Origin of the sequence: Enterococcus sp. 3G6_DIV0642, from assembly GCF_002140635.1 — a bacterium.
Classification (GTDB): domain Bacteria; phylum Bacillota; class Bacilli; order Lactobacillales; family Enterococcaceae; genus Enterococcus_D; species Enterococcus_D casseliflavus.
Genome location: NZ_NGLH01000001.1, coordinates 1,311,496 through 1,338,106, shown reverse-complemented (window position 1 = coordinate 1,338,106; position 26,611 = coordinate 1,311,496). Strand labels below are relative to the sequence as shown.

At 42.8% G+C, this 26,611-nt stretch carries 23 protein-coding genes; 11 read left to right on the top strand and 12 right to left on the bottom strand.

The annotated features are described in order from the left end of the window. Positions 1-53: 53 nt before the first annotated feature. Together A5878_RS06310 and A5878_RS06305 are read left to right on the top strand one after the other, a co-directional pair. Positions 54-1,289 (top strand): helix-turn-helix domain-containing protein, encoded by a 1,236-nt coding sequence (locus A5878_RS06310; protein ID WP_086294971.1) that lies wholly within the window; start codon positions 54-56, stop codon positions 1,287-1,289. 109 nt (positions 1,290-1,398) lie between these two features. Further along, complete coding sequence (locus tag A5878_RS06305) at positions 1,399-1,656, top strand: hypothetical protein (protein ID WP_005225681.1); 258 nt, start codon at positions 1,399-1,401, stop codon at positions 1,654-1,656. Positions 1,657-2,252: 596 nt separating this feature from the next. Here A5878_RS06305 and A5878_RS06295 read toward each other — a convergent pair. The 3 genes from A5878_RS06295 to A5878_RS06285 form a co-directional block, all read right to left on the bottom strand. After that, complete coding sequence (locus A5878_RS06295; protein WP_086294969.1) at positions 2,253-3,758, bottom strand: glycoside hydrolase family 1 protein; 1,506 nt, start codon at positions 3,756-3,758, stop codon at positions 2,253-2,255. Positions 3,759-3,813: 55 nt separating this feature from the next. Then, positions 3,814-5,715 carry a beta-glucoside-specific PTS transporter subunit IIABC gene (locus tag A5878_RS06290; RefSeq protein WP_086294968.1) on the bottom strand — a complete coding sequence of 634 codons (1,902 nt, stop codon included), beginning with the start codon at positions 5,713-5,715 and terminating at the stop codon, positions 3,814-3,816. Between the two features lie 170 nt (positions 5,716-5,885). After that, on the bottom strand, positions 5,886-6,728 hold the full coding sequence (locus tag A5878_RS06285; RefSeq protein WP_005225677.1) for a PRD domain-containing protein: 843 nt from the start codon (positions 6,726-6,728) through the stop codon (positions 5,886-5,888). 1,065 nt (positions 6,729-7,793) lie between these two features. Here A5878_RS06285 and A5878_RS06270 point away from each other — a divergent pair. After that, positions 7,794-8,657: a helix-turn-helix domain-containing protein gene (locus A5878_RS06270; protein WP_086294967.1), complete on the top strand. Its 864-nt coding sequence runs from the start codon at positions 7,794-7,796 to the stop codon at positions 8,655-8,657. A gap of 79 nt (positions 8,658-8,736) precedes the next feature. Continuing rightward, complete coding sequence (locus tag A5878_RS17360; RefSeq protein ID WP_142967746.1) at positions 8,737-8,919, top strand: hypothetical protein; 183 nt, start codon at positions 8,737-8,739, stop codon at positions 8,917-8,919. Here the strand turns inward: A5878_RS17360 and A5878_RS06265 are convergent. Next, positions 8,916-10,709, bottom strand: a complete 1,794-nt coding sequence (locus A5878_RS06265) for an oligopeptide ABC transporter substrate-binding protein (protein WP_086294966.1) — start codon at positions 10,707-10,709, stop codon at positions 8,916-8,918. The genes A5878_RS17360 and A5878_RS06265 overlap by 4 nt on opposite strands. A 376-nt stretch (positions 10,710-11,085) precedes the next feature. Between A5878_RS06265 and A5878_RS06260 the strand changes: the two genes are divergently transcribed. The 5 genes from A5878_RS06260 (at position 11,086) to A5878_RS06240 (ending at position 15,843) form a co-directional block, all read left to right on the top strand. Then, positions 11,086-12,387: a DUF1576 domain-containing protein gene (locus A5878_RS06260; protein ID WP_081116754.1), complete on the top strand. Its 1,302-nt coding sequence runs from the start codon at positions 11,086-11,088 to the stop codon at positions 12,385-12,387. After that, positions 12,384-12,734, top strand: coding sequence for a hypothetical protein (locus tag A5878_RS06255; RefSeq protein WP_005225673.1), 351 nt, complete (start codon positions 12,384-12,386; stop codon positions 12,732-12,734). The genes A5878_RS06260 and A5878_RS06255 overlap by 4 nt, the downstream gene beginning before the upstream one ends. A 167-nt stretch (positions 12,735-12,901) precedes the next feature. Next, positions 12,902-13,264, top strand: a complete 363-nt coding sequence (locus tag A5878_RS06250) for a YxeA family protein (RefSeq protein ID WP_010747916.1) — start codon at positions 12,902-12,904, stop codon at positions 13,262-13,264. Between the two features lie 7 nt (positions 13,265-13,271). Next, positions 13,272-14,024, top strand: a complete 753-nt coding sequence (locus A5878_RS06245; protein ID WP_005225671.1) for an ABC transporter ATP-binding protein — start codon at positions 13,272-13,274, stop codon at positions 14,022-14,024. 13 nt (positions 14,025-14,037) lie between these two features. Then, a complete protein-coding gene (locus A5878_RS06240; protein WP_086294965.1) occupies positions 14,038-15,843 on the top strand; it encodes an ABC transporter permease in 1,806 nt (601 codons plus the stop codon). Between the two features lie 104 nt (positions 15,844-15,947). On the opposite strand, the gene A5878_RS06235 is transcribed toward A5878_RS06240, so the two are convergent. The 4 genes from A5878_RS06235 to A5878_RS06220 form a co-directional block, all read right to left on the bottom strand. After that, positions 15,948-16,655 (bottom strand): demethylmenaquinone methyltransferase, encoded by a 708-nt coding sequence (locus A5878_RS06235; protein ID WP_086294964.1) that lies wholly within the window; start codon positions 16,653-16,655, stop codon positions 15,948-15,950. 161 nt (positions 16,656-16,816) lie between these two features. Then, the gene (locus A5878_RS06230) at positions 16,817-17,545 is read right to left on the bottom strand and encodes a GntR family transcriptional regulator (RefSeq protein ID WP_086294963.1); all 729 of its coding nucleotides are present in this window, start codon (positions 17,543-17,545) and stop codon (positions 16,817-16,819) included. A gap of 101 nt (positions 17,546-17,646) precedes the next feature. Then, entirely contained in the window at positions 17,647-19,002 is a 1,356-nt protein-coding gene (gene celB / locus A5878_RS06225) for a PTS cellobiose transporter subunit IIC (RefSeq protein WP_086294962.1), read from the bottom strand. Continuing rightward, positions 18,986-19,498 (bottom strand): hypothetical protein, encoded by a 513-nt coding sequence (locus A5878_RS06220; RefSeq protein ID WP_086294961.1) that lies wholly within the window; start codon positions 19,496-19,498, stop codon positions 18,986-18,988. The genes celB and A5878_RS06220 overlap by 17 nt, the downstream gene beginning before the upstream one ends. 418 nt (positions 19,499-19,916) lie before the next feature. Here A5878_RS06220 and A5878_RS06215 point away from each other — a divergent pair, with 418 nt between their 5' ends. After that, the gene (locus tag A5878_RS06215; RefSeq protein ID WP_086294960.1) at positions 19,917-20,285 is read left to right on the top strand and encodes an iron chaperone; all 369 of its coding nucleotides are present in this window, start codon (positions 19,917-19,919) and stop codon (positions 20,283-20,285) included. Between the two features lie 77 nt (positions 20,286-20,362). Here the strand turns inward: A5878_RS06215 and A5878_RS06210 are convergent, their stop codons facing one another. Further along, positions 20,363-21,703, bottom strand: coding sequence for a peptidoglycan DD-metalloendopeptidase family protein (locus A5878_RS06210; RefSeq protein WP_086294959.1), 1,341 nt, complete (start codon positions 21,701-21,703; stop codon positions 20,363-20,365). Between the two features lie 284 nt (positions 21,704-21,987). On the opposite strand from A5878_RS06210, the gene A5878_RS06205 reads away from it, so the two are divergent. Beyond that, positions 21,988-22,419 carry a GNAT family N-acetyltransferase gene (locus A5878_RS06205; RefSeq protein WP_086294958.1) on the top strand — a complete coding sequence of 144 codons (432 nt, stop codon included), beginning with the start codon at positions 21,988-21,990 and terminating at the stop codon, positions 22,417-22,419. Positions 22,420-22,715: 296 nt separating this feature from the next. Here A5878_RS06205 and A5878_RS06200 read toward each other — a convergent pair whose 3' ends face one another. From A5878_RS06200 to A5878_RS06190, 3 genes are read right to left on the bottom strand one after another with little or no spacing between them, the layout of a single operon-like run. After that, positions 22,716-23,417 (bottom strand): response regulator transcription factor, encoded by a 702-nt coding sequence (locus tag A5878_RS06200; RefSeq protein ID WP_086294957.1) that lies wholly within the window; start codon positions 23,415-23,417, stop codon positions 22,716-22,718. 11 nt (positions 23,418-23,428) lie between these two features. Next, complete coding sequence (locus tag A5878_RS06195; protein WP_086294956.1) at positions 23,429-26,029, bottom strand: sensor histidine kinase KdpD; 2,601 nt, start codon at positions 26,027-26,029, stop codon at positions 23,429-23,431. Positions 26,030-26,041: 12 nt separating this feature from the next. Further along, entirely contained in the window at positions 26,042-26,578 is a 537-nt protein-coding gene (locus A5878_RS06190; RefSeq protein ID WP_015509414.1) for a potassium-transporting ATPase subunit C, read from the bottom strand. Between the last annotated feature and the right edge of the window lie 33 nt (positions 26,579-26,611).

The following is a 26,611-nucleotide window of genomic DNA, read 5'->3' as shown; positions in this document are numbered from 1 at the left end:
ATTCTTCCTTAGATATACTAAAAAAATATTATTTATAATAAAATATTTATTGAATGCGAAAAAATTTACGTTATACTAAAAGAAAAAACAATGTTTGGACTTTGAGGTGTCTCATGAACAAAACAACACTTACGACCGCCATGGATCTGCTGTATCGCAAATATTTGATCCCGATGATCCTCTTGGATCAAGAAGGAACTCCTTTGTATCCCCCACTCACCTTAACAGCCCAGAATCCTCTGAAACACTATTTGGAAGAAACGAACGGCCCAGTTGCGAATCTCTATCATTACGGCAAATATATGCTTGGTTGTTTTGCATTTCAGTTAACTGGAAAAACCTGTTATATGGTCATAGGCCCTTGTGGTGTGATTGGTACACCAGATACGTCTTACCTGTTTCTTGAGCATGAATACCACTACAATGTGCACTACTCAAAAGAAAACAAATACTCCTTTGAAGAGTACATCCAGCTGCTTTATACGCTGTTTGCGGAGCAACCTCTTGCAAAAGACCAAATTCATTGGCATTACCAAAACGAGCCTCACGACCGATCCATGCAAACAGATCTTAGTCTGGAAACCAATCTTTACGAACGTCGGGTGCATGAAGCCACCTTTGATTCCTACCATTTTGAATTGCGTTATCTCGACTACATCAAACGTAATGAGCCTGAAAAAGTGGTTTGGGTGTTCAACAAAATGAAAGAGACCTACAGCGTTTCGCTCTCTCCTTATGAGCTTGAAGGGTTGAAACTAAAATTTTCGGCCTTTGTCGCTGTCGTGACCCGCATGAGCATTGATGAAGGAGTACCAGTCAACCAAGCATTCGGCTTATCTGACTCCTTGATCCAAGGTCTGGTTTATATTCATTCTGCTGAGGAATGTCTTCGCTATATCAAAGAAGCCACCTACCGCTTCATGGAGCTTTTACATAGCTACCCGCTAGCGAAAAAATCACTGCTAGTCAAAACGATCGTGAATCATGTTGATAGCCATCTCTACGAAAAAGTGACCATTGATGACCTCGCTGCCATCACTCAAAAACACAAGACCCATCTGTGCAATCAATTCAAAAAAGAAATGAACAAAACGATCCACAGTTACATTCAGGAACGAAAAATCAGTGAAGCCAAGCATTTATTGTTGTTCACAGATTATTCCTACGAAAAAATCAGCACCCAATTAGCCTTTGCCAATCAGAGCCATTTTATTCGCAATTTCAAAGCAGTCACGGGGCAAACACCAAAAGAATTTAAAGAGCAGCATTACGCCCATGCCTTAAGTTGAAAACACACGCTTCGAAAAAAAAATACTCATAAGCAATGGCTATCATTTTTAATAACAAGCGTTTTAAGCTATCCTTTTACTCAAATCAATTTGAATGAGGAGAGATAAAATGATCCAACTTGCTCGCTTGATCTTTTGGGTACCAGTCATCTTTTTTTCGTTAGGTTTGGTCTTCCTAACCAAACGACTGCCGCGTTTCACATGGGTTTCTCTAACGATCACTGTTTCTTTGATCATCTTTGTTTGTAAAATCTTAGAATACTCCTATGTCATGCCAGATATGAAACTAACCGTTTATTTTATGGGTTTCTTGATTTCTGCTAGTCTGCTTGGGTATATTTTTTATTTGCGTAGTAGAAAACGTTGACTGCAGCTGCGCCTGACTCGCGCCAAAACGCCCTCTTAATGCCTTTTGACTATAACAAAGACGATCTATACCTATGAAGCAGCTCCTTTCATCCCCTTCGTAAGGATTACGGCTCATGATCCCCTTTCGAGGGGATTTTTTTATTGTTCATCCTCACTCATTCTTATTCAGTTTACTTTGATGAAAAAATCACTTTTCGCCGATCACGGCATGCCAAGCCTTTCTCTCTGATTCCTTTCGTTGTGACACTTGCGATCCCCAAGAACACATTGTCTTCATAAACAATTAAATATATAATAAAATTGTAAATTACCACATCATAACAAAGAATCATCAAATCTCTTGAAAGGAGCGTTTCCTATGAGCTGGCTGACCTTTGTCGTCCAACCACTGACCCTGTTGTTTTTTCTTACAGTATTCTCTCTTGTCTATTTGATACCCGAATCCTTTGTGCCTAAATTAAAAATGAAAAAATGGGCGTTGACTGTTTCATTGATCTTTCTAGCATGGCAGCTGCTAACCCCCTTTCTCTTCTTTTTTTACTGAGCACATCAAAAAAGCGGCTCTCACAAAAGAGAGCCACTTTGGTTTAGTTTTTAATCCTGTAACAAACTACCGCCATTGGTGGCAATCACTTCTTTGTACCAGTAGAAACTATCTTTGCGAGAACGATCAAAGCTGCCATTTCCTTCATCATCCGCGTCTACATAGACAAAGCCATAGCGTTTCGACATTTCTGATGTGGAAGCCGAAACTAAGTCGGTACAACCCCAAGGCGTATAGCCCATCAATTCCACACCATCTTCGATCGCTTCATACATTTGCTCGATATGCGCCTTCAAATAATCGATGCGATAGCTGTCATGGATTGAACCATCTTCTTCCACCGTATCCAAGGCACCTAAGCCGTTTTCAACGATAAACAACGGTACTTGGTAGCGGTCGTACAAGTTATTCAAAGTCACACGCAAGCCGATTGGATCGATTTGCCACCCCCAGTCAGAGGCTTCCAAGTAAGGGTTTGATTCGCCTAAAGAAAAATTGCCAGCAGTTGCTTCGCCGCCTTCTTCAGGATTGTGGCGGGCAATAGAACTCATGTAGTAAGAAAAGGACATGAAGTCGACAGGGTATTGCGCAAGAAGGTCTAAATCGCCATCTTCGAAGGTCACTTCGATGCCGTTTTCTTTAAAGAAGCGCTTCGTATATGCGGGATACTTCCCACGAACTTGGACATCAGAGAAGAAGAGATTCTCGTGGTCACGCTTGATTTCTTCCATCACATCTGCTGGATTTGGTGTAGCTGGGTATGCTTGCATCCGTGCCAACATCATCCCTACTTTGATGTCAGGATTGATTTCGTGGGCAAATTTTGTTGCTAAACTAGAAGCCACAAATTGATGATGCACGGCTTGATACATGTCAGAAAGGTTTTGTGTGCCGTCTTCGGATAACAAGGCACCACCAACATAGCCAGAGATCCCCATAATATTGATTTCATTGAAGGTCAACCAGTATTTGACTTTGTCTTTGTAGCGGGTCAACACGGTTTCTGCGTATTTGACGAACAAATCGATCACTTGGCGATTTTTCCAGCCGCCATAGTTTAACGCGATCCCGATAGGTGTTTCGTAGTGAGAGAGGGTCACTAAGGGTTCGATCCCGTATTTCGCACACTCATCAAACACATTGTCATAAAATTGCAAGCCTTCTTCATTTGGCTGAGCATCGTCACCATTTGGAAAAATTCTTGACCAAGCGATGGACAGACGGAAGGTTTTGAAGCCCATCTCTGCATACAAGGCGATATCTTCTTTGTAGCGATGGTAGAAGTCTGACCCCCAACGTTTTGGATACAAGCCTTCTTTGTCATTTAAGGCAAACAAAACTTTTTCCCGTGTCATTGGTGCAGCAAATTCTGCCATGTTTTTGCGGTCTTCTGGTTTGACAGCGATCGCTGTATCAGATGTGGCTGGACCACGTCCGCCTTCGTTCCATGCTCCTTCAAATTGGTTGGCTGCAGTGGCGCCGCCCCATAAAAAGCCTTTTGGAAATTGTTTTTCTGTCGTGATTAGCCTACTTTCTTTTTCTTTAATAATCGACACAGCAGATCAGCAAGAAAGCATTCTTACTGATCCAGCGACGTGCCGATAAACGCATTTATTTTACGACTTCGATCAAATTGTCGTTCGCTGTTACTTCTTTTGACTGTGTCGTTTGGATGTCACTGTAGTCGTTAGAGTTTGTGACGATGACTGGTGTCAGTAAGGAATAGCCTTCCGCACGAATCGCTTCAGTATCAAAAGAGATCAATTTTTGACCGGCTTTGACTTTGTCTCCTTGGTTGATGTAGGCAGTAAAGTGATTGCCTTCAAGTTCCACCGTATTCATGCCGATGTGGATCAATAATTCTGTCCCATCCTCAGTGACTAAGCCGATGGCATGTTTTGTTGGAAACAAGATTTTGACTTCTGCATCTGCTGGCGCAGTGATTTCACCGATCGCTGGTTCAACGGCGATCCCTTTTCCCATAGCACCTGAAGAAAAGACTTTGTCTTCCACATCTGCTAAAGCAACCACTTGACCGGTTACTGGACTTTTGACTGTTTCATCTTTGACGCTGACAGAAACGGTTTTTACTTCTGGTGCTGGTGCTGCTGGTGTTGCTTGACCGTCGACTGGTGAATCAACAGTTGTATACAATGTTGGTACTTTCAACAACATCATGATGATAAATGACGCTACGATCGCAATCACTGTACCAATCGCCAAGTGGATCACACTATGGAAGCTGCCTGTTGCTGGATCAATATATGCAGGATACAAGAAGATCCCCATACCACCCATTGCATAACCAGTGACGTTAAAGATTGACAAGTAGATACCGACGAAACCTGAAACTAAACAAGAAACGATAAATGGTGTTTTCATTGGCAACGTGTACCCGTAGATCGCAGGTTCAGTCACACCGAAGATCGATGAGATCAATGCTGGCATTGCGCCTTGTTTGACTTTTGGTTCTTTCGTTTTCAACCAAATCGCTGCTAACACACCCGTTTGCGTGAAACATGGTAGCACTGCTGCGGTCAAAATAATCGAAGAGCCGTTTTGCGCCATATCCATGATCGCCAATGGCACAAGACCCCAGTGAAGACCAAACATAACTAATACTTGCCATAATGCCCCTAAAGCAAAGCCGTAAATAATTGGGCTGAAATCGTACACTGCTTGGAAAGCAACACCGATCCAGCTAGATGCTGTATTTGCGACTGGACCTACCACAAAGAAGGTCAACGGCACGGTGATCAAAATCGTTACAAACGGAACCACAAACATTTTGACTACGTCAGGTGTGACTTTGCGCATAAACTGCTCAATTTTTGAAGCGACAAAAATCGCTAAAATAATTGGCAATACGCTGTTGAAGTAACCGCCTGCTGGCAAGGTCAAGGTTAGACCGAAGACTTTGCTCGCTTCAGCTACGCTTTCTGCTAAGCCAGGATAGACCATCGCCCCTGCGATCGCTAATGCTGTATAGGTGTTCATCTTGAATTTCTTCGCTGCAGTGACGGCTAAGATCATTGGTAAGTATTGGAACAAACCATCGCCTAAAGTATTCATTACTACATAGATACCATTGGTCGCTTCCATCCCAGTTGCTGCCAGCAACGCCGTGATCCCTTTTAAGATACCGGCTGCCGCTAATGGACCTAAGAACGGTTGGAACAGGCTTGAGATAACATCGATAAAGCGGTCAAACAAGCTGCCTTTTTGTCCGTCGCCTTCGTCGATATCCAGACTGCCGCCATCGGCTAATCCGCCGACTTTCAACACTTCATCATAAACATCTGGCACATGATTACCGATAACGACTTGGTATTGTCCGCCTGCTTTGACGACGGTCACGACACCGTCACGTTTTTGCAAATAATCAGTGTCCGCTTTGCTTTCGTCTTTTAAGTGGAACCGTAAGCGAGTCACACAGTGTTTTACAGATGAGACATTTTCTTTGCCACCAACGTGGGCCAAAATGTCTTGCGCTAATTCAGTATATTTTGCCATTTTGATTGCTCCTTTTTTATTGGTCATTTAATAAAAATAAAAAGACCAGCCATTTCTACAATAAACAAGCATGAGAGACCCCCTAAAAAAAGAGCGACGGGTTTCCTCATCGAGTATTGTAAGAAAGTGCAGGTCTTGCCAGCCGAACTGTAACGAATCCATTTCCATTCTTAGGTTAATTTTGAGTGAGCGGCTAAGTTACCGATATGCAGAATCAAATACATCAATTCCATATCGTTGACATGCCAGCCCTTTTGTTCAAATAAGTATTCTTTGATCGAATCTGCGGTTTCTTTTTCTTTTGGATAGCTGCTGAAGGCCAAGGCAATCATTGGATTTGCCAATACCGGCTCTTCTTTTTCTTGACTTTGTCGAATTAAATAATAGCGAATGTGGGTCACGAACCGTTGGAAGTAAGAAGAATTCTCATCAAACTCGATGTTCATGCTGTACTTAACGATCCGTAAAATATTGTTCGTCAACTCGGTGTGCTCATAAGCACTTTGATTGGCGCTTTTTTCAATTTGCGCATTGACGAAATGCAAAGTGATAAACGCAGCTTCTTCTTGTGAAAAATCGGGATACAGCTCTTTGCGGATCAATTCGACCGCTTGGACACTGACCGCATATTCCTTGGCATAGATTTTCTTGATTTCCCAATGCATGGGATTGGTCAAAACAATTTCTTGCTTTTGACGACTGATGGCAAACAAGATATGATCCATCAGTGTGAAATAAACATTTGGATTGAAATCGGTTCCAACACTATCCCGAAAAAGACGCACGATTTCATAAATGACGGCCATTTGTTTTTCGTCAGCCTTTGTCATGACTTTCGACATATGTTCCACTGTCAAATCATCTTCTGGATAGTATTTTTTTTCGATTCGCTCAGCTGGAATCGGGTCACCCGGTTTCGTTTGAAAGCCGATCCCTTTTCCCATTAGGATCACTTCAACTTCATCTTCTTTTGAAAGTACAACATTGTTGTTGATCCTCTTGATAATCTTCACGAACGATCCTCCTTGATCAGCATAGCCCATAAAAAACGTTGCATCCTTTGACGTCTATGCAGAAGGTCTTGTATTTTTTTCTTTCTCTGACGTGCCGTTAAGTGACGAGGTGATTGACTGCTCCAGAAAGTGTTGCAGGCTATCGTCAAACCTAGCTGGCAGTTCATTGCGTTTTACTTCTCCCCTCCTTTGCTGATCAATGACTGGATCTTACCTTGGAACCGGTTCTTTTTTTAGCGAATAGAAATAATGGAGCAAAAAAAGAAGACCAAAGCAAAAAAGTGTACAACCCAAGAAACTTTGGGTAATCAACGCACTTTTTTCCTCTGGTCTTGCCTGCCGAACAGTAACGAATCCAGTAATGAGAACACTCTCATGTTCCGTTGAGATAATAGTACTCATTCTGAGAAAAAATGTCAACACTTTTTTGCAAACGTTTTTCTTTTTTCGTTTTCGGCTTCGTTTCACTCTTATTTGCTCGTAGTTTTCTTACTGATAGTGAGGGTTTTTTCTGTATAAATCCTCTGTAACAGCTTGGGCATTTTTTATCCAACAGCACACAACAAAAAAAAACCGTAATCTTCGTACATTACGGTCATAGCTAGAAGGATGATGCTTTACAAAAAACGATCAATCACAAAGAATCAAAGAATTGGGGAAGGTCTGGTGCATGACAGACATTCAATGTGACTGACCGCTTTTAGCGATTCATGCGCTTCATGACTTCCACAAACGAAAAGGTGTCTTTGAGAGGGGGAAGCAATCAAATAACCTTTCGATTCTTCAAGATGTTGCTCGATCCTGCGATAAAAACCGCAGAGAGCGAGGAAAATGCTGTTCCTATCATAAAGGAAACAGTCACAAGACTTATCATTGAAAGGTCAACGATAAGGTTTCGCAGAAAAGGCAGTACTAGTTTTTAAATGGGTTGATTTCCCAAGGGCCGAATGGTTCAAATTCCATGAAAAACTACCTCCTTTATTATTTGCTATACCTTATTATATTTGATAACATGTTATTAAAATCACATTGTTCAGAAATGCGTCACAATTAAGGAGGTCCCCCATGAAACAGCTAGGCTCTTTAATCAAAAAACTGCGCACAGATCGCAAAATCTCGCAAGCCAAGCTTGCCGAAGGTATTTCCTCACGTACCACCCTTTCATCATTCGAAAATCGTAAAACAAACCTCTCTTCACAAACCCTGTTTGACTACTTAGACAAAATGAATATTACGGTTCATGAGTTCAGTCTGTTGATCGACAGCGAAGCCACGGATCAGAAACGTCAGCTGGTGCAAGATTTCTATACCCGTTACTATGAGCGAACACTGACTCTCGACTACTTGACTAGCCTGGAAAAACGCTACTTTGAGACACAAAATTTTTTCTATTATTCTTTGTATGTCCAAGGATTGCTGCTGCTCAACCGTGAATCATTTCTGATGAATCAAGGAGCTTACACCCAAGAAGTGGAACTGGTAAAGCAATACTTGTTTGATATCGAAACCTGGGGGCGCTTTGAGTTAAATTTATTCTCAAATTTGTTATTTATTTTTGACCAAGAAACAATCAGTTATTACTTAGATCACGGGATCAAAAAAATCCTTCGCTACGCCAATGATCCATTTTATGCAAATCTGTTAAGTGTCGTGATCCTAAACGGCTGTGCCTTTGCCAGCGAAAATAAAGATGCCTATCTGCTTAACAAGTTTCTGCTCTTGTCTGAACCGCTACCCAATACACCCCTCTATTTTTATTTAAAAATCCATCAAGTGCTGTATCAGGAAATTTACTCGTATTTGCAATCCGCTCAGTTGAACAAAGAGATTCTTAAAAACACCTTAGTCGTTATTGAACAAGCGGGTTACCAGAACCATAAAGACGATCTCCAACAGTTGCTTGCTGCTGTTACCAATCGTGCGATTTAGCCGCTTATTAAATGGACATTTATGTAATGTTATCTAACAAAAAAAGCTGTTATTCCAACGGAGCTCAGCTTTTTCGTCAATGTCACTCCAACCCGCCCACGAAACAGCCGCTCAAAATGAAGGGTTCAACATTCGACTTGCTTCTTCCGTCTGCATGGACCAAGAAAAAAACCAGTTAGGTTTTAGACCTAACTGGTTTTGTTTGGCAAAAGCAACGAGCATGCTGCTGCCGATTCATTTGTGTAATTTACTAACCGATTAACGAGATTCTGAAGTCACACCGATGGTTGCCCATGGGTTATGATCGGCGTCAAATGCCCAGGTAAAGTTTGCGACACGATCAGAGATCGGTAAGATTTGATTCCGATACAACGTTGGGATCGCAAAAGCTTCTTCAATCGCATATTCTTGCCATGCATCAAAAGCAGCCTTCCGTGTTGCTTCATCAAAGGAATCGATTGAATCGATCGCAGCTAACAATTCAGTATTTTCCTCTGACTCAAAACGAGTGTAGTTAAATGCTGAATTTGGTCCCCATAAGCTGGTTGGTGATGGATCTGAACCAGTAGACCAAGCAGCTTGAAAGACATCGATATCTGGATCATCGTTTTTCAGCTTGTCGTAGAAGGCTTGGAAATCGATCAAACGACCTGTTGAATATTGAACATCTAAACCGATTTCTTGCCATTGTTGAACATAGTAATCCGCCAATGGTTGGGCAACTTCCCCACCAGACATTGACGCAAAGTTGATGGTCAATTTGTTGCCATCTGGATCTTCTCGGAAGCCATCGCCATCCACATCGATAAAGCCAGCGTCATCTAGAAGTTGGTTTGCTTTCTCCATATCTAAATGGTATCCTTCAGCATCGCTATTGTGCAACGTACCATAAACAGGTGGGATCAATGTTGAAGCATTTGAACGCAAGCCGTGGTAGAAACGCTCACCGATCGCATCATTGTCGATGGCATAGCCCATTGCTTGACGCAATGCTTTGTTCGCCATTTTAGCATTTGGATCAAAATCAACACTGTTTGTTTCATCATTCCATGAACCTAAATTAAAGCCAAGATACGTGTAAGACTGTTCTGGACGACCTAACATTTGGTAGCCATCCATGTTTTGATACGTATCAAAGGTATCTGTTGGCATTTTTAAGACTAAATCGTATTGCTTCGCGTTTAACGCTTCATTGATTGAAGCCGAAGGGACGTTACGCATCACGATTTTTTCTAAGTTTGGTGTATCGCCATAGTAATGTTCATTCGGTACATATTCCACCGTTTCACCTGGTACGATATTACTCATTTTGTATGGACCAAAACCGATTGGATTGGTTCGAACGGGATCACTTGAAGGCATATCTGCCACTTCAATGCCTTCAAAGGCATGTTTCGCTAATGCAGAATGCCAGATCGCTCCACCGGATTGCTGCATACCTGGATGCATTTCTTTAAACTCGATTTCAACAACTTTATCGCTGACTGCTGTGATACCTGAGATCGTATCAGCTTCGCCGCTGTGGTATTCTTCCATACCAACGATATTCGTAAAATCATTGTTGTAACGAACGCCATCATAGTCCTGATGTCCGATGACTTCATAAGAGAAGATCACGTCTTCAGCCGTTACATCGACCCCGTCAGACCATTTCAAGTCCTCACGCAAAGTGATCGTTGCTTTGTTATTATCGACATCTAATTCTAAATCAGCTGGTCCACCATTCACAATTCGGAAATCTTCATCTTGTAAGAACAAATATTCATGGCTTGGTAACATGAAGTCACGGTCATAAGCATCTTGATAAAACTCCCATTGAAACAACCCTTGGAATTGCGTATCTGTTACTACCGCAACATCTAAGACGCCCCCATCGATCACTTCATCGTTATTTTCAACTGCAAGCTGCAAATCATTGATATCAAATCCAGCTGCCTCAGTTGATGATTCTTGTGTATCAGTCGAACCTGTTCCACCTCCGTTACTTTGTCCGCAAGCCCCTAAAACAAGCGCTGCCAATAAAGTAATCATGCCAAACTTCGTTTTCTTCATACTCTTCCTCCTTATTTAAATCCCTTCCTCGTGATTCAGTGATCACTCGATCTTCGAATAAAAAAACCAAGCAAACAGTTTTTTTATCTTAAAATGGCTTTTTTATTAGAAAATCTGAACGAGATTAACTAAATTATAACAATTTTCGTAAAATTCTTTCTGTCAATAATTTCACCGATTGATGAAATTATTGAAAAAAGGGCGATTCTCCTTGATACATCGCCGTTATTTTTATTCCCATTTTCTTAAATTTTTCTTTTTCTCCCTTTTTTGGTTCTCATTTACCTTGTTCTCCCGCTACTTAAAACTGTCAAAAAATACTTTTTTGTCGCTAAAAGGTGTGATACTATGAAAAAAAGGAGCGTTCAATGAAACTATGGCAGATAAACGAGTTTTCTTACAAACAAAATCGAAACCCTTTGCACCTATCTCACAGCTCTTAACCCAGCGCTTGCTTTTGGCGTATAGCATCGTCTTGATCCTCATTGGCTTGGTTGCTTCCCCTCCTCAAGCTTTGTGGCAAGGCTCGCTGGCAATCTTAAATGCCCCCAGCAATTTGATTTCTGATTATTTTGCGATCGGCAATCTTGGAAGCGCCTTTTTAAACAGTGGCTTATTGACATTGATCAGTATCCTTCTCGCGAAAAAGCAAGGAACGATTATTAGTGGACCAATGATCGCTGCTTTTTTTACCATATCTGGCTTTTCTTTTTTTGGAAAAAACATCTTTAACTCGATTCCCATTCCACTTGGTGTCTATTTATACTCTTACATACAGCAACGCCCCGCAACACAATATTCACTGGTTGCCTTATTTGGCAGTGCCGCCTCGCCGGTGATCAGTTACTTAGCATTCGGTTTAGGGTTGCCTTTACCCGTCGGGATCGCTTTTGGTTATGGCATCGGTCTATTGATCGGTTTGGCGCTTCCTCCTCTAGCAGCTCAATTTTTACAATTCCACCAAGGTTTTTCTTTGTATAATATCGGGTTTGCTGCTGGCATCATCACTATGTTTTTCACGAGTTTTTTACGCCTGTTCGACTTGGAAGTCTATTCAAACAAACAGTTGACGACGGAGTATCACTATTATCTGACTGGGTTCTTGCTCATTCTTTGTCTTGCTATGTTTCTTATCGGGTATCTTCTAAATCAGCGATCCCTCAAAGGCTTGCCTGAGCTTTTTCAAACGTCAGGGAAATTAATGACGGACTATGTCACGATTTTTTCCCTTGGGGTCACGATGATGAACATGGCGATGATGGGGATGTTGATGCTGTTCTTTGTTTTCTTCTTACAAGGCGAACTATCTGGTCCCCTTTTAGGCGCAATACTGACCGTAATTGGTTTCAGTGCATTCGGGAATCACTGGAGAAATAGTTTGCCTGTCATGATTGGGGTAGTTTTAGCAACAAAGGTCGGTTTGACCTCTGATGTCTCGACCTTCAGCTTATTGCTGACAGCGATCTTCGGCACCAGTCTAGCCCCCATCAGTGGGTATTATGGTCCAGTTGCTGGCGTAATCGCTGGGGTGGTCCATGCAGCCTTGGTCACAAATATCACCTATTTACATGGAGGATTGAACTTATACAATAATGGCTTTTCCAGTGGATTTGTCGCAGCAGCAATGGTACCATTGTTAGATGAATACCAGCAAATCAGAAGGCGGAGAAGAAAATGATTGAAAAAGAACGGGCACGGCGAATCGTCGATGAAGTGGTCACCTACTTTTTGTCCCATGACTGTCAAAAGATAATAAGTGAGATGGCCTTTGAAGCAGAGGGGTTTAAAGCAGTTGTGCAAGGTCAATTTCCAGAGCAGCCCTCTGATTTAGAACATTTTATCGACATGCTCAACACACCAAGAGATAGCACGTTAGAAAATTATTATGTGGAGCTGTTAGGCGGTCATCAAACGATCCATGAAGAAAAAGATTACTATTTATTAGGATTAATGATTGACGAAGCCGCCATTATGTATGACGAGGGCCAACTAATCGTTGAACTATTTCGCAAAAAATACAACTGAAAAGCCCTACGCAAAAAACGTTTCTAAGCGGTGACCTTCACCCTTCAGAAACGTTTTTTGTTCGTTTGTCGTGACAAAAATGAAAGTTTATTGATAGATTTTTCACACTACTTTTCAGAAAACCAGCGTTATACTTTCATCATAATAAAAAATGAGGTGACCGATAGATGAAAAAACTTCTGATTGGACTTGCAGCGCTCCTCCTCATAGGGTTCGGCGCATTGCAGGTCGCACAAACCGTCATCATGGGCGGCGACAGCTACTATGTCCAAATCACCACAGATGGTGAAAAGACGACTTCTAAGGATGACAATGGGAATGTCTATACGCAATACCATTACGAATTGCCAGGGTATGATGAGAACGGCAAAAGCAAAACCCTTGATTTCAACGGTTTCCAAGAACGACCATTGCGTAAAGAAGCCTATTTGAAGCTTACTTGGAACGAAAAAAAAGGGGTAACTGGCTATGAAGAGGTCAAAGAAAAAGACATCCCAGCCAAAGCATTAACCCAATTAAAAGGAGCGTAACGCAACGATGGAAAAAATTATTCAAGCAAATGAACTGACCAAAGTATACGGAAAAGCCAACGAAAAACAAACCGAAGCCTTAAAAGGTATCAGCTTTGATATTGAAAAAGGCGAATTCATTGGGATCATGGGGGCTTCTGGTTCAGGGAAATCCACCCTACTAAACATTCTTTCAACTCTGGATCATCCGACAAAAGGTGCCATTCGCATCAACAATAGCGATATCACCAAACTAAAAGGCGATGCCTTGGCAGATTTCCGCAGCCGTGAAATCGGCTTTATTTTCCAAGACTTCAATCTATTAGAAAACTTAACGGCTTCAGAAAACATCGCTGTGCCGTTGTCTTTACAAGGAGTCAAACCAAAGATCATCCAACAACGGATCAAACGAGTCGCAGAACGCTTGTCCATTACACATATTCTCGACAAATATCCAGCAGCGATCTCTGGTGGACAAAAGCAACGGGTGGCAGCCGCTCGAGCCCTGATCACGGAACCAACGATCCTTTTTGCGGATGAACCGACAGGGGCCTTGGATTCAAAAAGTGCGAAAGACTTATTGAATATGATGGACGACTTGAATACCAATGACCAAGTATCAATTTTATTGGTCACTCATGATCCCCTTTCTGCCAGCTATTGCCAACGTATTTTATTTATCAAGGACGGAAAGATCCATCAAGAAGTCAAACGTGAGGATCAAAGCCGCGAAGCATTTTACCGCCAGATCCTTGTCATTCTAGGAAACTTGGAACAATAAGGAGGAAGAACACATGCTTTGGAAACTATCACTTACCGGGATCAAAGCTCGGTTGAAGGATTATATCGTCCTCTTTTCTGGTTTAGTCATGGCTTCAGCCATCTTTTATATGTTCGAATCAATGGCGAGCAATGAAGCCTTTTTAAAAAGCAACTCGATCATCAGTATGGTGGTCTTCGTCTTTCGTTTTGGCTCGGTTCTCTTAGGGATCATTACCTTTGCCTACATCTTATATGCCAATTCTTTCTTGATGGCGATGCGCCAAAAGGATTATGCCATGTTTATGATGTTAGGAGCCAAAGGACGAAAGATCGCCCAAATGATTTTTATCGAAACCTTTATGGTAGGTATCGTTGCCACCGCTGTCGGCTCTATCTTAGGGATCGGCTTAGCAAGTGGTGTCAATACTTTGCTAGTCAATCAATTAAACTTGCAGATCACCCATTATGCAGCATTTAGTCCAGAGGCATTGATCGTAACCGTCGTCTTCTTCTCGGTTCTCTTTTTGATTGCTGCCATCTTCAATGCACGGGCAATTGCCAAAAAATCGATTTTAGCATTATTACGAGAAACAAGCACGCCGGCACAAGTCAAACAACGGCCATTCTTGCTCTTCTTGCAAACCATTTTAGGTCTTTGTTCCTTAGCCATCGGCTATTATATGATGAGCGATTTGATGACCTTCCAATTGATCGGGATCGGCATCGCCCTTGTCACGATTGTTCTTGGCACATACCTAGTCTTTCGTTCGGTGATCATCGCTCTTTTATCCTTATTAAAGAAGAACGATACGATCGCGTTTAAAAAGTTAAACAATTTCACCTTGTCGCAATTAAGCTTTCGGATTCGTGAGTATACCCAGATGCTTTCGATGGTGGCGATGCTTTTTGCTCTAGCATTAGGAGCCTTGACGGTTGGTCTTGGCTTTAAAAACGAGATCCCTATCCTAGCAAAAACTGTTGCCCCTTATGACTTGTATTTGAACAATGCCCAAAACGCCTCTGACGAAAAAGTCAATGCGTTAAACCCGACCCTTGATGTGACCTACAGCATGAAAGAAACGGATGACACCATTTATTACGTGAAGGAACAATTCAACGAAAACAACTTGCTCAGCTCCAGTACGGATCAGTTGAGTGTCGATGTTACTTACAACAAGCTGACTGGCGATCAATTAGCTTCTGATGTGACCGCCCAAGATCAATTGCGTAGCTACCTCTTACCAGAACAACGAGGTAAGGAGATCCAAGTCGTCGATCAAACCGCTTTTGGTGCGGTCAATGCACCGGAAACCAGCTTGCGAATGGTACAAGTCAAAGACTTCCAAGCAAGCTACGATGGGCTGCGTGATTTGGCGCAAGCAAATCAAGACGCAAATTCTTCAGAAACCGCCGATATGAATTTCTCACAACGGGTCTTCGCCTACGACAGCTATAATGGGATTTTCTCTGGTTTTGAATTTATGGGCTTCTTCCTGGGTATCGCCTTCTTGACGATGTTAGCTAGCTGCCTGATGTTCAAAATTCTTTCAGGGGCAAACAGCGACATCCAACGTTACACGATGCTGAAAAAAATCGGTACCCGCACGCGTTTACTAAAAAGCTCGATCCGCAAAGAGATTGGCGTGCTCTTCCTAGTTCCTGGTATCTTAGGAATGATCCATGTCTTGTTCGGTCTAAAAATGTTCACCACCTTGATGATCGATCCGTACCATGACCTATGGTTACCTTTTGGCATCTTTATCGCCCTCTATGCCATTTATTACGTGGTGACCATTGGGTTATACACCAACATTGTTTTAAACCCAAAGAAAAAATAACAATCACACTCTGAATTGCTCAAAGCAAAGAGACCATCAAGCCATAAAGGGCATGATGGTCTCTTTCATTTTTTCGTTTTTTCTCGCACAAAGGGAAAGCAAGCTTAGGGTTTGACCCCTAGATGCATCGCCGCCGCACCTCCTGCATAGCTTTTGACTTGCAACACATCAAAGCCAGCTGCCTGAAATTCTCGTTTCAATGCCTCCCTGTCAGGAAAATCCCGTGCAGACTCCTGCAGCCAGGAATATTCTTGATAGCTTTTGGCGAACAGTTTGCCAAATAACGGCATGACATGGTGAAAATAAAAAGTAAACAGTTGCCGCCAGCCGATCAGTGTGGGCTGTGATGTTTCGAGACAAACGATTTTCCCGCCTGGGCGCAGCACCCGATGGATCTCTGCCAAGACTTGTTGGCGATCCGCGACATTTCTCAACCCGAACCCGATTGTCACATAATCAAAGTGCTCGTCTGGAAAGCTTAATGCCATCGCATTGCCAGTCTGCCACTGGATCTGCATTTGTTGCTTTTTCTGGGCCTTTTCTTTGGCAACCGTTAACATTTCTTCGCTAAAATCAACGCCAGTCACTTGCCCCGTCGGACCGACCGCTTCATTCAACGCAAACGCCCAATCCCCGGTACCGCAGCATAAATCTAATATCTCAGCACCCATTGGTACTGCCATTCGTTTCATGGTATCCTTGCGCCACCGTTTGTGCAGCTGAAAGGAGATAATACCGTTCATTCGATCATAACGGGAAGCGATCGATTCAAATACATCATGTACTTTGGTTTCTTTGGCTGTTGTTGCCATTGCGGCACGTCCCTTCTTTTCCTCGTTTTAGACGCTAAATACTCACACCCCTTAGGTGTCAGTTGCTAAAAGCTGCTGATGATTTTAGTCTAGCACGAAAAAACGAGGGGAACAAAGACCATGCTTGCCATCGTTTTTAGATGATTTGCATTGTTAATAACTTAAAGTATTATCTTTTTGTGCATATACAGGGTTGCCATCCGATAATCATAATGGATCATCGAAAATGCCAATAGTTCGCCATTTCTTAAGTAACTATCATCCCTTACAATCAATGCTGGCATGCCTTCTTCTAAATGAAAGAAGGCAGCTTGTTCCTTCGTTAACGGTTTGCTCTGGATAAACTTGTCGATGAAGGCAACCGTCAGCTGTTTTTCTTCTGCCAAAGCTTGGAACATCGACCCCTCCATCATCGTTTTGGAGATCTCCCCTACGATTTCAGGAATATAATAGGAACGTTCAATCAAATAGGGTTTGTCATCTAGCGTGCGAAATCGCTGGACTTCGATAAAGTGTTGATCTTTCGAAAATTGTTTATGACTAGGGAGAAACAACGCATCCGCTGCCTTGACCAGTCGTTTTGAAGCTTTGACTGTTCGAATATTTTTCTCCCCCCTTGTCAAATCTTCATTGAAGCCAAGATCTCCTTGCTCAATAGTGGGTTTTTGATTGCTTTGAAAGCGAATGTAAGAGCCTCGCCCTTGCATCTGGTAGATCCAACCCATCTTGCTCAATTTATTAAGGGCTTGGCGTAACGTATAACGAGAAACTGGATAAATCGCCAAAAGCTCTCGTTCACTAGGCATCTTCCCCTGCTCATTTCCAATGTCACCGGCTTCAATCTTTCTGATCAATTCTGCTGCTAAGTCTTCAATACTGAGTTTGGTCATCTAGCTATTCCTTTCTATTCGATTCTTTACTACTATTATCATCCTCGACGTAAAAAAAGCCAGCTATTTTTCATAGCCGACTTATCAAAAAAGCGGATTGATTATGCCTTCGTTGCGTTTGCTTGTTCGTCCTTGTATAATTTGCCATCATACATTTTGATGAATGGGAACCAAATCAAGAAAGCAACGACTGCACAGATGATTGCTAAGACAAAGGCACGCCAGTCACCACCTGAACCAATAAAGCCGGATAAGCCAATTGGCGTCGGCCACGCTACTTGGGCAATCGGCGGATTGACAAAGCCTAGGTTGATGCCAAAATAAGCAACGGACATTGAAGCCATCGGTGCTAAGAAGAATGGAATCGCTGTGTACGGGTTGTATACCACTGGCATCCCGAACAAAATCGGTTCATTGATATTGAAGAAGGATGGCACGATCGCTGCTTTTCCTAAAGCACTTAACTGCGCTGATTTTGCAAAGAAGGCGATGAAAATCACCATTCCTAACGTCGCTCCTGAACCACCGATCGTAACAAAACTATTGTTAAACTCACCCGCAAAGGCAATGTTGGCACCATTTTGGTTTTCCACCATATTTGACAACACGATTGGCGTCAAGAATGAGGTCACGATCGTTGCCCCATGAATACCGACAATCCATAATGCATGCATGAAGAAGTAGATAACAAGTAGTCCGATCCAGGTACTGGTCAATTGCGTCACGAAACTAAACGGAATCGCGATGACTTTGAAAATATCTGTGCCCATTGCGACTAATGCACCATTGATAACGATCACAACTAATGAAGTCAGTGCCGTTGGGATTAATGCTGTAAAAGAGGAAGATACTCCTGTTGGCACTGTGTCAGGCATTTTGATGACAATATTGCGTTTCACACAGAATGCGTAGATTTTTACGGCAATGATCGCCATGATGATCGCTGTAAAGATCCCAGTTGTCCCTAAACGAGTAACGCCGCCAGCCATTTCCCAACCATCGATGATTTTTTGGTCATCAGAAATCACATTGACTAGTGTTGCCATACCGCCTTCAAAAACTAATTGTGGCAAGCACATAAAGAACGCCATCATTGAAAGCAACGCACCATTGACTGGGCTAAGAACGATTTTCTCTTCTTGCGCTTGGATTTTCGTATACTCGTAACCAAACACGACACAGAAGTAGAGTGCTAAAATCCCCATTGTTGCGGTATTACCTAACATATAAAGATTTTGGATTTTATCGAATGACGCACTCCAAATACCTTCTAATGCAGGGAAACTTTGTGGCAAAACACTGACGATCAAGAACATCGATCCTACGATAGTGAAAGGAATCGACGCCATCCCGGCTGCCATGACCCCACGAACGATCCGTAATTGTGAGATTTTTCCCATTGGACCCATTAAGTAGCGGTCCAAGAAGGCAAACATTTTGTTATTTTCTGAATCCATTGACTGTTCCTCCTTGAGTTTCAAATGTAGTCAAATACGTGAAATATTTGTCGCGGTCATGCTCGATCAACCACGCTTTACGCTGAATGAACAAACACGCCATCATGCCGACAGAAAACAAGGCAAGTAAGATCCCTCTAACCGATTGATTCATAAAAGGAATCAACGTTGCTTGCTGCCCGATCAAAATACCAAAAATTGCAATGAGATTGACGCCGAATTGGAGCCAATAACCGATTTTTGTCACCAGTAAACGATTCGATTGCTGCCAATATTTTTGAGTTTGTTCAATAAGTATAAGTCCATCAACGATCAATAAGGCAATGGGAATCAAACCAGCCCATGTCCATTGAGACAGACTCAATATGGTCCAATAAAGATTGACAAAGAAAAAGATCGCAGTCATATAACGAAAAAGTAAAAAACGATTAAACCGCATACTTTTGTTTGCATATTCTTTTTTGGCTGCTTGGGTTACCGGTTTCCTTTTGGTCACAAGTCCTCCTCCTTTCTTTTTGCTTTCGCTCGAAAACTTGTTCGAACAAGTTATATTCTAGCAGAATTCTTGTTGAATGCAACCGATTTCTTTTTTGAAAGTGTTCTCTGAAAATAATCTGCTTTTTCATTCGTTATTTCTGAAAAGTTAAACTAATCTTAAGGAACCTTGCAGGATAACGAGGGAATGTTCCTGACTCTTGGCTTTTGTTCGAGTAGAAAAAAGTTATTTTTAGCATTTGTTTTTGCAAACAGTGTTTGATCCTGAAGGCGTTATCCCCAAACAAGGCAACAGGTTTGTAAACTTGCTAACTTTACAGTACACTCTAAGTAACAAAATGTTTGATTTCGAACACGCGTTATTTTTAGTGATCGACATTCCCTGTACTCGTTCCTTAAAACGAAAGGAGATCCTCCCAATGGATGTATTAGAAACTTACTTAACCAGCATTGAAGATCCAGTAAAGCAAGAAAAACTGCGTGCCGTATTTGCCGCTATTACCAAGAAATTTCCTGACCTCGTTCCAGTCATCAAGTGGAATCAGCCGATGTTCACCGCCCATGAGACCTTTATTATCGGTTTCAGCGTTTCAAAACCGCATTTTTCTGTCTCCCCTGAAACCAAGTGTCTTGAACAGTTTGCCGATGCCATTGAAAACGCCGGTTACAGCCATACGGATAACATTTTTCGCATCAAGTGGACTGAGCCGATCGATCAAGGATTGATTGAGGACATGATCGCTTTCAACCTGAAAGACAAAGCGGAGATGACCCGCTTTTGGCGCTGAGCCAATTTAGACTTCGTAAAAGAAGAGCAACCCAAAAAACCGCAGAAGCCTGTTCGCTTCTGCGGTTTTTCTGACTATTATAAGCCTAATTCTGGCGCCGGATCAAAGAATCCTGACCATAAGCTTGTTGACATCCCTAAATGTAGATGGACGCCAGTTGAATTCCCAGTCGTTCCCATACCGCCAACATATTGTCTAGCTGAGACGCTTTGTCCGACCGAAACAGCTGGCAGCGTACTAAAGTGCATGTAGTAGCTGTAAACGCCATTGGCATGTTTGATGATCGCATAGTTACCAGTTGACGGACCATAGCCCGCTTCAACGACTTCGCCTGCTTGGATCGCATAGATCGGCGTTCCTGTACCCCCAGTAAAGTCGATGCCATTATGTTGATTTCCTGATGCACCTGTTGGATCTGTTCGATACCCAAAACGACTCGAAATATGAACCGAATCGACTGGCATTTGCCATCCACCTGTGCTTGCTTGTTCCTTTGGCTCAGCTGCTTGCTGCACAGGTGCAGGCGTAGCTGCAGTTTTTTCTGACGACACCGATGTTTCTGGCGCCACTGCGGCTTCCGTCTTCGGCTGGGCTGCTGCCACTGCTGCTTGTTGAACGGCAGGACTTTCGGCGGTTTCAGCTGACTTGGCTTCTGCTGCTTGCTGACGTTTTGCTGCTTCTTCTGCTTCTTTGCGCGCTTTTTCTTCTTGTGCTTCTTGCTCAGCCAATTGCTTCAACGCTGCTTCTTTTTGCCGTTGTGCTTCTGCTTTGTCCGCTTCCAATTGGTCTTTTTTCTCTTCTTCGGTGTTCAACGCCAAGGCAAGGTCGGCTAGTGCAACTTCTTGATTCAACTTGACATCAGCTAATTCCGCTTGTTTTCCTTGCAATGCGTTTGACTGCTCTTCGATTGCAACCAATTGTTCCTGCAACTCTTTTTCCAATTTCTGGCTTGTTGCAATATCTTCTTGCTGTTGTTCGACAATGCTATTGCTGGCATTCATGATCGTTACTGAAGCGATCGCCCGTTGAATAGCTTCTCCGATGGACTCCGCATCAACGATTTTTTGGAACAAACGATTGGAAGGTTCCGACGTTTGAATGTCACGCGCTTGATTCGCCAGTACTTCTGTGCGCTTGATGATTTTCTCTTCAAGGACTTGGATCTCTTGTGCCAAGGCATTGACTTCTTCTTCCGTCGCCGTTTTCTTTTGTAGGATTGCTTGGATTTCTCCTTCAATCGATTGAATCTCTACCTCTGTAGATCGTTTCAGCGATTCTAATGAGGTGGATTCATTTTTTATGTCATTGATTTTTTCATTTTGCTGCTGGATCTTCTGATCAAAGCTGTCTGCGGATACCGTCACGACAGGCAGCGTCAGCAAAACAAGTGAACTTGCAACCAAAAGTGTCTTTTTCATTTTTTCTCCTTAACTAGATGTGTCATATCGCTTTCTCTAGCATACCGAAAGATGTCACTCTTGGGGCTGTTTTCACACAAATAACATCTGGCTGCAAGAAATTGACATCTAGCTGAAACAAAGTTGTTAGAATATTTCAACGAAAAAGATTGCTTTTCTTCGCCATTTAACCTTCGTTACTTATCAATCGGTTCATCTCCTGTCCGATTGCCTATGAAAATGCCGCGATTTGCAGTAATCAGCAGTGAACCTATGCTATACTGGATTAAAAAACGGAGGTTCTCATGATACAACAAGTGACCAAATTTACCGATTCTGAATTAGAAACTATCGCCCAGATTTGGCTGCAAAGCAATTTGGATGCCCATGACTTTATCTCAGCTGCCCATTGGCAAGATAACTATGACTTTGTGAAAAAAGCCTTTGCCGATGCCCTTATCTACACCTATTCGGTGGATGATCAGCCTGTCGGCTTCATCGGGATGTTGGATGAGTATATCGCTGGTATTTTCGTTTTGAAAGACTATCGTGCCCACGGCATTGGCAAGCAGCTTTTACAAAAAGTACAAGCAGAACACGAGAAGCTGACTCTGAACGTCTACCAAAAAAATACAGCTGCTATTGCGTTTTATCTCAAACATGGCTTTACCATCGTTTCTGAACAACTGGACTCTGATACCAATGAAATCGAAAACACCATGGAGTGGCATCGTTGATGCCGCTTTTTTTCCTTTTTCGTTTTTTCTACCTGTCAGTTAACTAACCCTTTGGCATCTTAAAAAAAATTCTACCGATCAAACAATAAATTTATAACAAATATACAAATTTTAAACGAGTGACATGATTGCTTGCTTTCCTCTTCATGCAGCCCCTTGTCCACTTAGATTTCCACTGACTGCAATCCTTTTTATACTGATAATATAAAGCAGTAGACTCTGTGCTGATTGAAGTGATTCATGTAAATAGCCTCCTCCTAAAGTTTAGGAAGAGGCTATTTACAGTTGAAACGAATTTATTCAGAGAGTTCTGCTGGATACTCCCGCAAGCGATACCCGACGCCGATTTCAGTGATCAAATATTCTGGCTGCAGCGTATTGGTTTCGATTTTTTTGCGAATGTTTGAGATATTGACTCGCAAGGTTTGTGCATCCGCTGCAAAAGGTCCCCAGACTTCGCTAGTCAGGGTATCGTAAGTGACGACTTTGCCTAAATTCTTGAACATAACTGCCATGATGCGGTATTCGTTTTTGGTCAAATGGATCTCATTTTGATTCTTGTACAGGATTTTTTTCTCAAAATCGATCGTTAACTCCTTGTTTACGAGAATTGGGCTGCTGCTAAAGGCAGTTGTCTCCTTGTGCCGTAGTGCCGTGCGAATGCGGGCAAATAATTCATTGGTACTGAAGGGCTTCGTTACATAATCATCGGCACCGAGGTCTAATGCTTGCACTTTGTCTTGTTCATCTTTGCGGGCAGAGATCACGATGATCGGTGTGTTCATGCGCTTACGAATGATTTTCAACAGCTCCATGCCGTCAATGTCCGGTAAGCCCAGATCCAGCAAGATGAAGTCGATGGTTTCTTCCTGCAAGAGCATCAATGCCTCCATGCCAGTGCCGACTGACGTAAAGTTGTAATGCTCTCTTTGCAAGACGACCTCCATAAAATCAACAATATTCGAATCATCTTCAATCAATAAAAAATGTCGCTGCATGTTCTCCCTCCTTACTGCTTTAAATAAATACGAAAGATCATACTGCCTGCTTTCGTTTCGATCGCCAATTTGCCTTCATGGGCATGGATGATGGTTTTCACGATACTCAGTCCGATGCCTAATCCATTTTTTGAATCCACCGGCACTTCGGTGTCATTGGTCAAATTCGCTTGGATTTTTTGGTATTGTCCTAAGGGGATCTCCCCTTGGTTTTCGATTTCAATGACCACTTCTTGCTCTTGAGAAACTCGCAAGAAAATCGGTGTATCGGCGGTTCCATGGCGAACCCCATTTTCAATCAAATTAAACAAGGCTTGTTCGATCAAGATGGGATCGACTTGAACAAAAATCAGCTGATCAGGCATTTTCACGATGATTTTTTGTTGCGGATAGACTTTTTTTAGGTGTGTCAAAACCGCTTCGATAATTTCTTCGATTGGTTCTTCACTGCGCTTGACCGCCATATTGGTCAAGTTGATGCGGGTCACCGACAATAAGTTTTCGACCATGCGGATCAACCACTGGGATTCACTTTGGATGTCTCCTAGCAGCTTTTGTTTCGTTTCCTTTTTGATCACGCCTTCGGTTTCGCTCAATGTTTCGGCAATGCCAGAAATTGTCGTCAAGGGGGTCCGCAAGTCATGGGAGACCGCACGCAGCAGATTGCTGCGGACTTTTTCCCGTTCGTTTTCTAATTGGATCTGTTCTTTCTCACTCGCTAATGAGACTTGCTCCAACACGGTCGCGATTTGGGTGATCACAAGGCGCAAGTAATTCAATTGACTATTGGCCAACTGATGCTCCTCGTTGCGTTCTACCCCAAGGGCGCCTAGTGGTTTGCCGTTTAAAACGATCGGCAAGTAGAACCCATTGGCACCAATCAGAGTATCTGTGCCGCGACCAGCTTCTTTTTGATTTTTCACGACCCAAAAAGCGACGGCTTTCTCATCCTTGCCAGTCAGTTGAGACAGTGTTTCTCTTGAAGAATGCAGACTTCTCAAGTGGCCTTCTCTGTCATATAACGCCACTTCTCGCTGGAGTAAGCGTGCCAAATAGGTGGTCGTACTTTCATAGATTTCTTGCTCATTCCGCGTTTCCATGTATTGTTTGTTCAGTTCATACAATATCTCCATTTGATGCTCTTTTTCCTTGGCATTTTCTGCTTGGGTCTTCAATCGAACCATCAAGTTACTGATCATCAAGGCAACGATCAGCATGATCACTAATGTGATTGGATAACCTGCTTTATAGACCGTCAAGGAATACAAGGGTTCGACAAAGAACCAGTTGTAAGAAAGGACACTAATGATCGATGCCATGGCACTCCATAGATAGCCACTCGTGTAACGGGCCACTAAGAGAACAAAAAAGATGTAGACCAGCATCAAGTTCTGCTCGCCGAAATGCAGATACTGCATGCCTTCTGTCACTAAGGTGGCGAGCATGATCAGCCCAAAGGTCAAGGTGAAATCTCGACCGCCGCCTTCAAATAATTGCGAAAACGTCAGCCGTGGTCGCTGCATTTTTTCTTTAAAAGGAATCAAATGGATCTCAATGTCATCAAGGCGGCGAATCAAGCGGTCTTCTAAATCCTCGACAAACAATTTTTGGAACCACTTTTGAGAAACCTGTTTCCCCATGATAATGTCACTGGCACCCGTCATTTTGGCATACTCTACGATGGTTTCAAAACTGTCATCCGCTTCAATGTTGATGACTTCTGCACCCAAACGCTCTGCCAACGGCACTTCGGTAGGTGTATCATCTAACGATCGAACTTGGATGACCGTCCATTCGGCACCGACTCCTTGGGCTAAGCGAGCGGTCCAACGAATGCATTTTTCTGCCATTTTCGGCAAGCGATCATCAATGATGGTCAAAAGTTTGCTTTGAACTCGTTTTCGACCGCCGTTCATTTGATTGATATGATTGGAAGCTTTTTGGATCGCTAATCCCCGCAGATGATCAAGTTTTTCTGGCGTAAAAAAATTTTTTAGCGCTCGTTTGGCATTTTCATCAGCATAGATTTTTCCTTGTTCCAATCGATCGATCAGTTCGTCTGGTTCAACATCCACTACCCGCAAACTGGCGTGTTGGAAAAAGGTGTCAGGCACCGTTTCTCTGACTTCCACTTCCGTGACCTTTTCCACGATATCATTCAGACTTTCGATATGCTGGACATTGATGGTCGTGTAGACGGTGATTCCTGCATTCAATAGTTCATCGACATCTTGGTAACGTTTTTTGTTTCGCGCACCAATGGGATTGGTATGTGCCAACTCATCGATCAAGACGATATCTGGTTTTAGTTGGATCAGTCGATCGATATCTGGCTCATAAAGGGTCAATTGCTTGTGCTGGTATTGCTTTAATGGTACTTGTGGTAACCCTTCAAGCAATCGATTGGTATCGGGACGTTTGTGGGGTTCGATATAGCCGATCACCACATTTTTGCCCATGAGCAAACACTCATGGGCTTCGGTTAACATCGTATAGGTTTTTCCGACACCGGCAGCAAAACCGAAAAACACCCGTAGTTTGCCACGTTTAGGTCCAAAGCCTGCTTGCAGCAGCATCTCTTCTGGGATCGTCTGCTGGTTGTTTTCACTCATAGATGCTTCCCCCTATTCCTCGGGTAATTGATCGAGCTGCTGATTCAAGGTCATGATATTGACGTATTCTCTCGTGGAGAACAGATCAGCTACTTTATTCCTGTTTATTATATCATGAATTATTTGTTCATCGATGCCTCTTGTGTCAGCGATCCGTGGCAGTTGAAAAAGTGCCGCTTCGACACTGATATCAGGATCAACGCCACTACCCGAAGCGGTCACGAGATCGATCGGCACACTGGTTTGGGTTGGGTTTTCTGCCAGCAACGTCGCTGTCCGCTCAGCTACAGTCTTTTTTTGGGTCGTATCATAGGGCGACAATTGTGAAACGGTTTGATCACGCCCTTGGAAGTAACCTGCTTGGTCAAAGGGTTGCGCAAGCAGCTCAGATCCTTTGACCGCTCCGTCTTCCACGATTTGACTGCCGTTGGCTTGATGGGCAAAAAAGACTTGTCCGACACCAGTGACCAACAATGTATAGAGACCGCCAAATAGCACGGTACTAACTAGTAAAAATTTGATACTGGCAAAGAGGGTGTTCTTCATCATGTTTTCCTCCTAAATGACTCCTTGACTCTGATG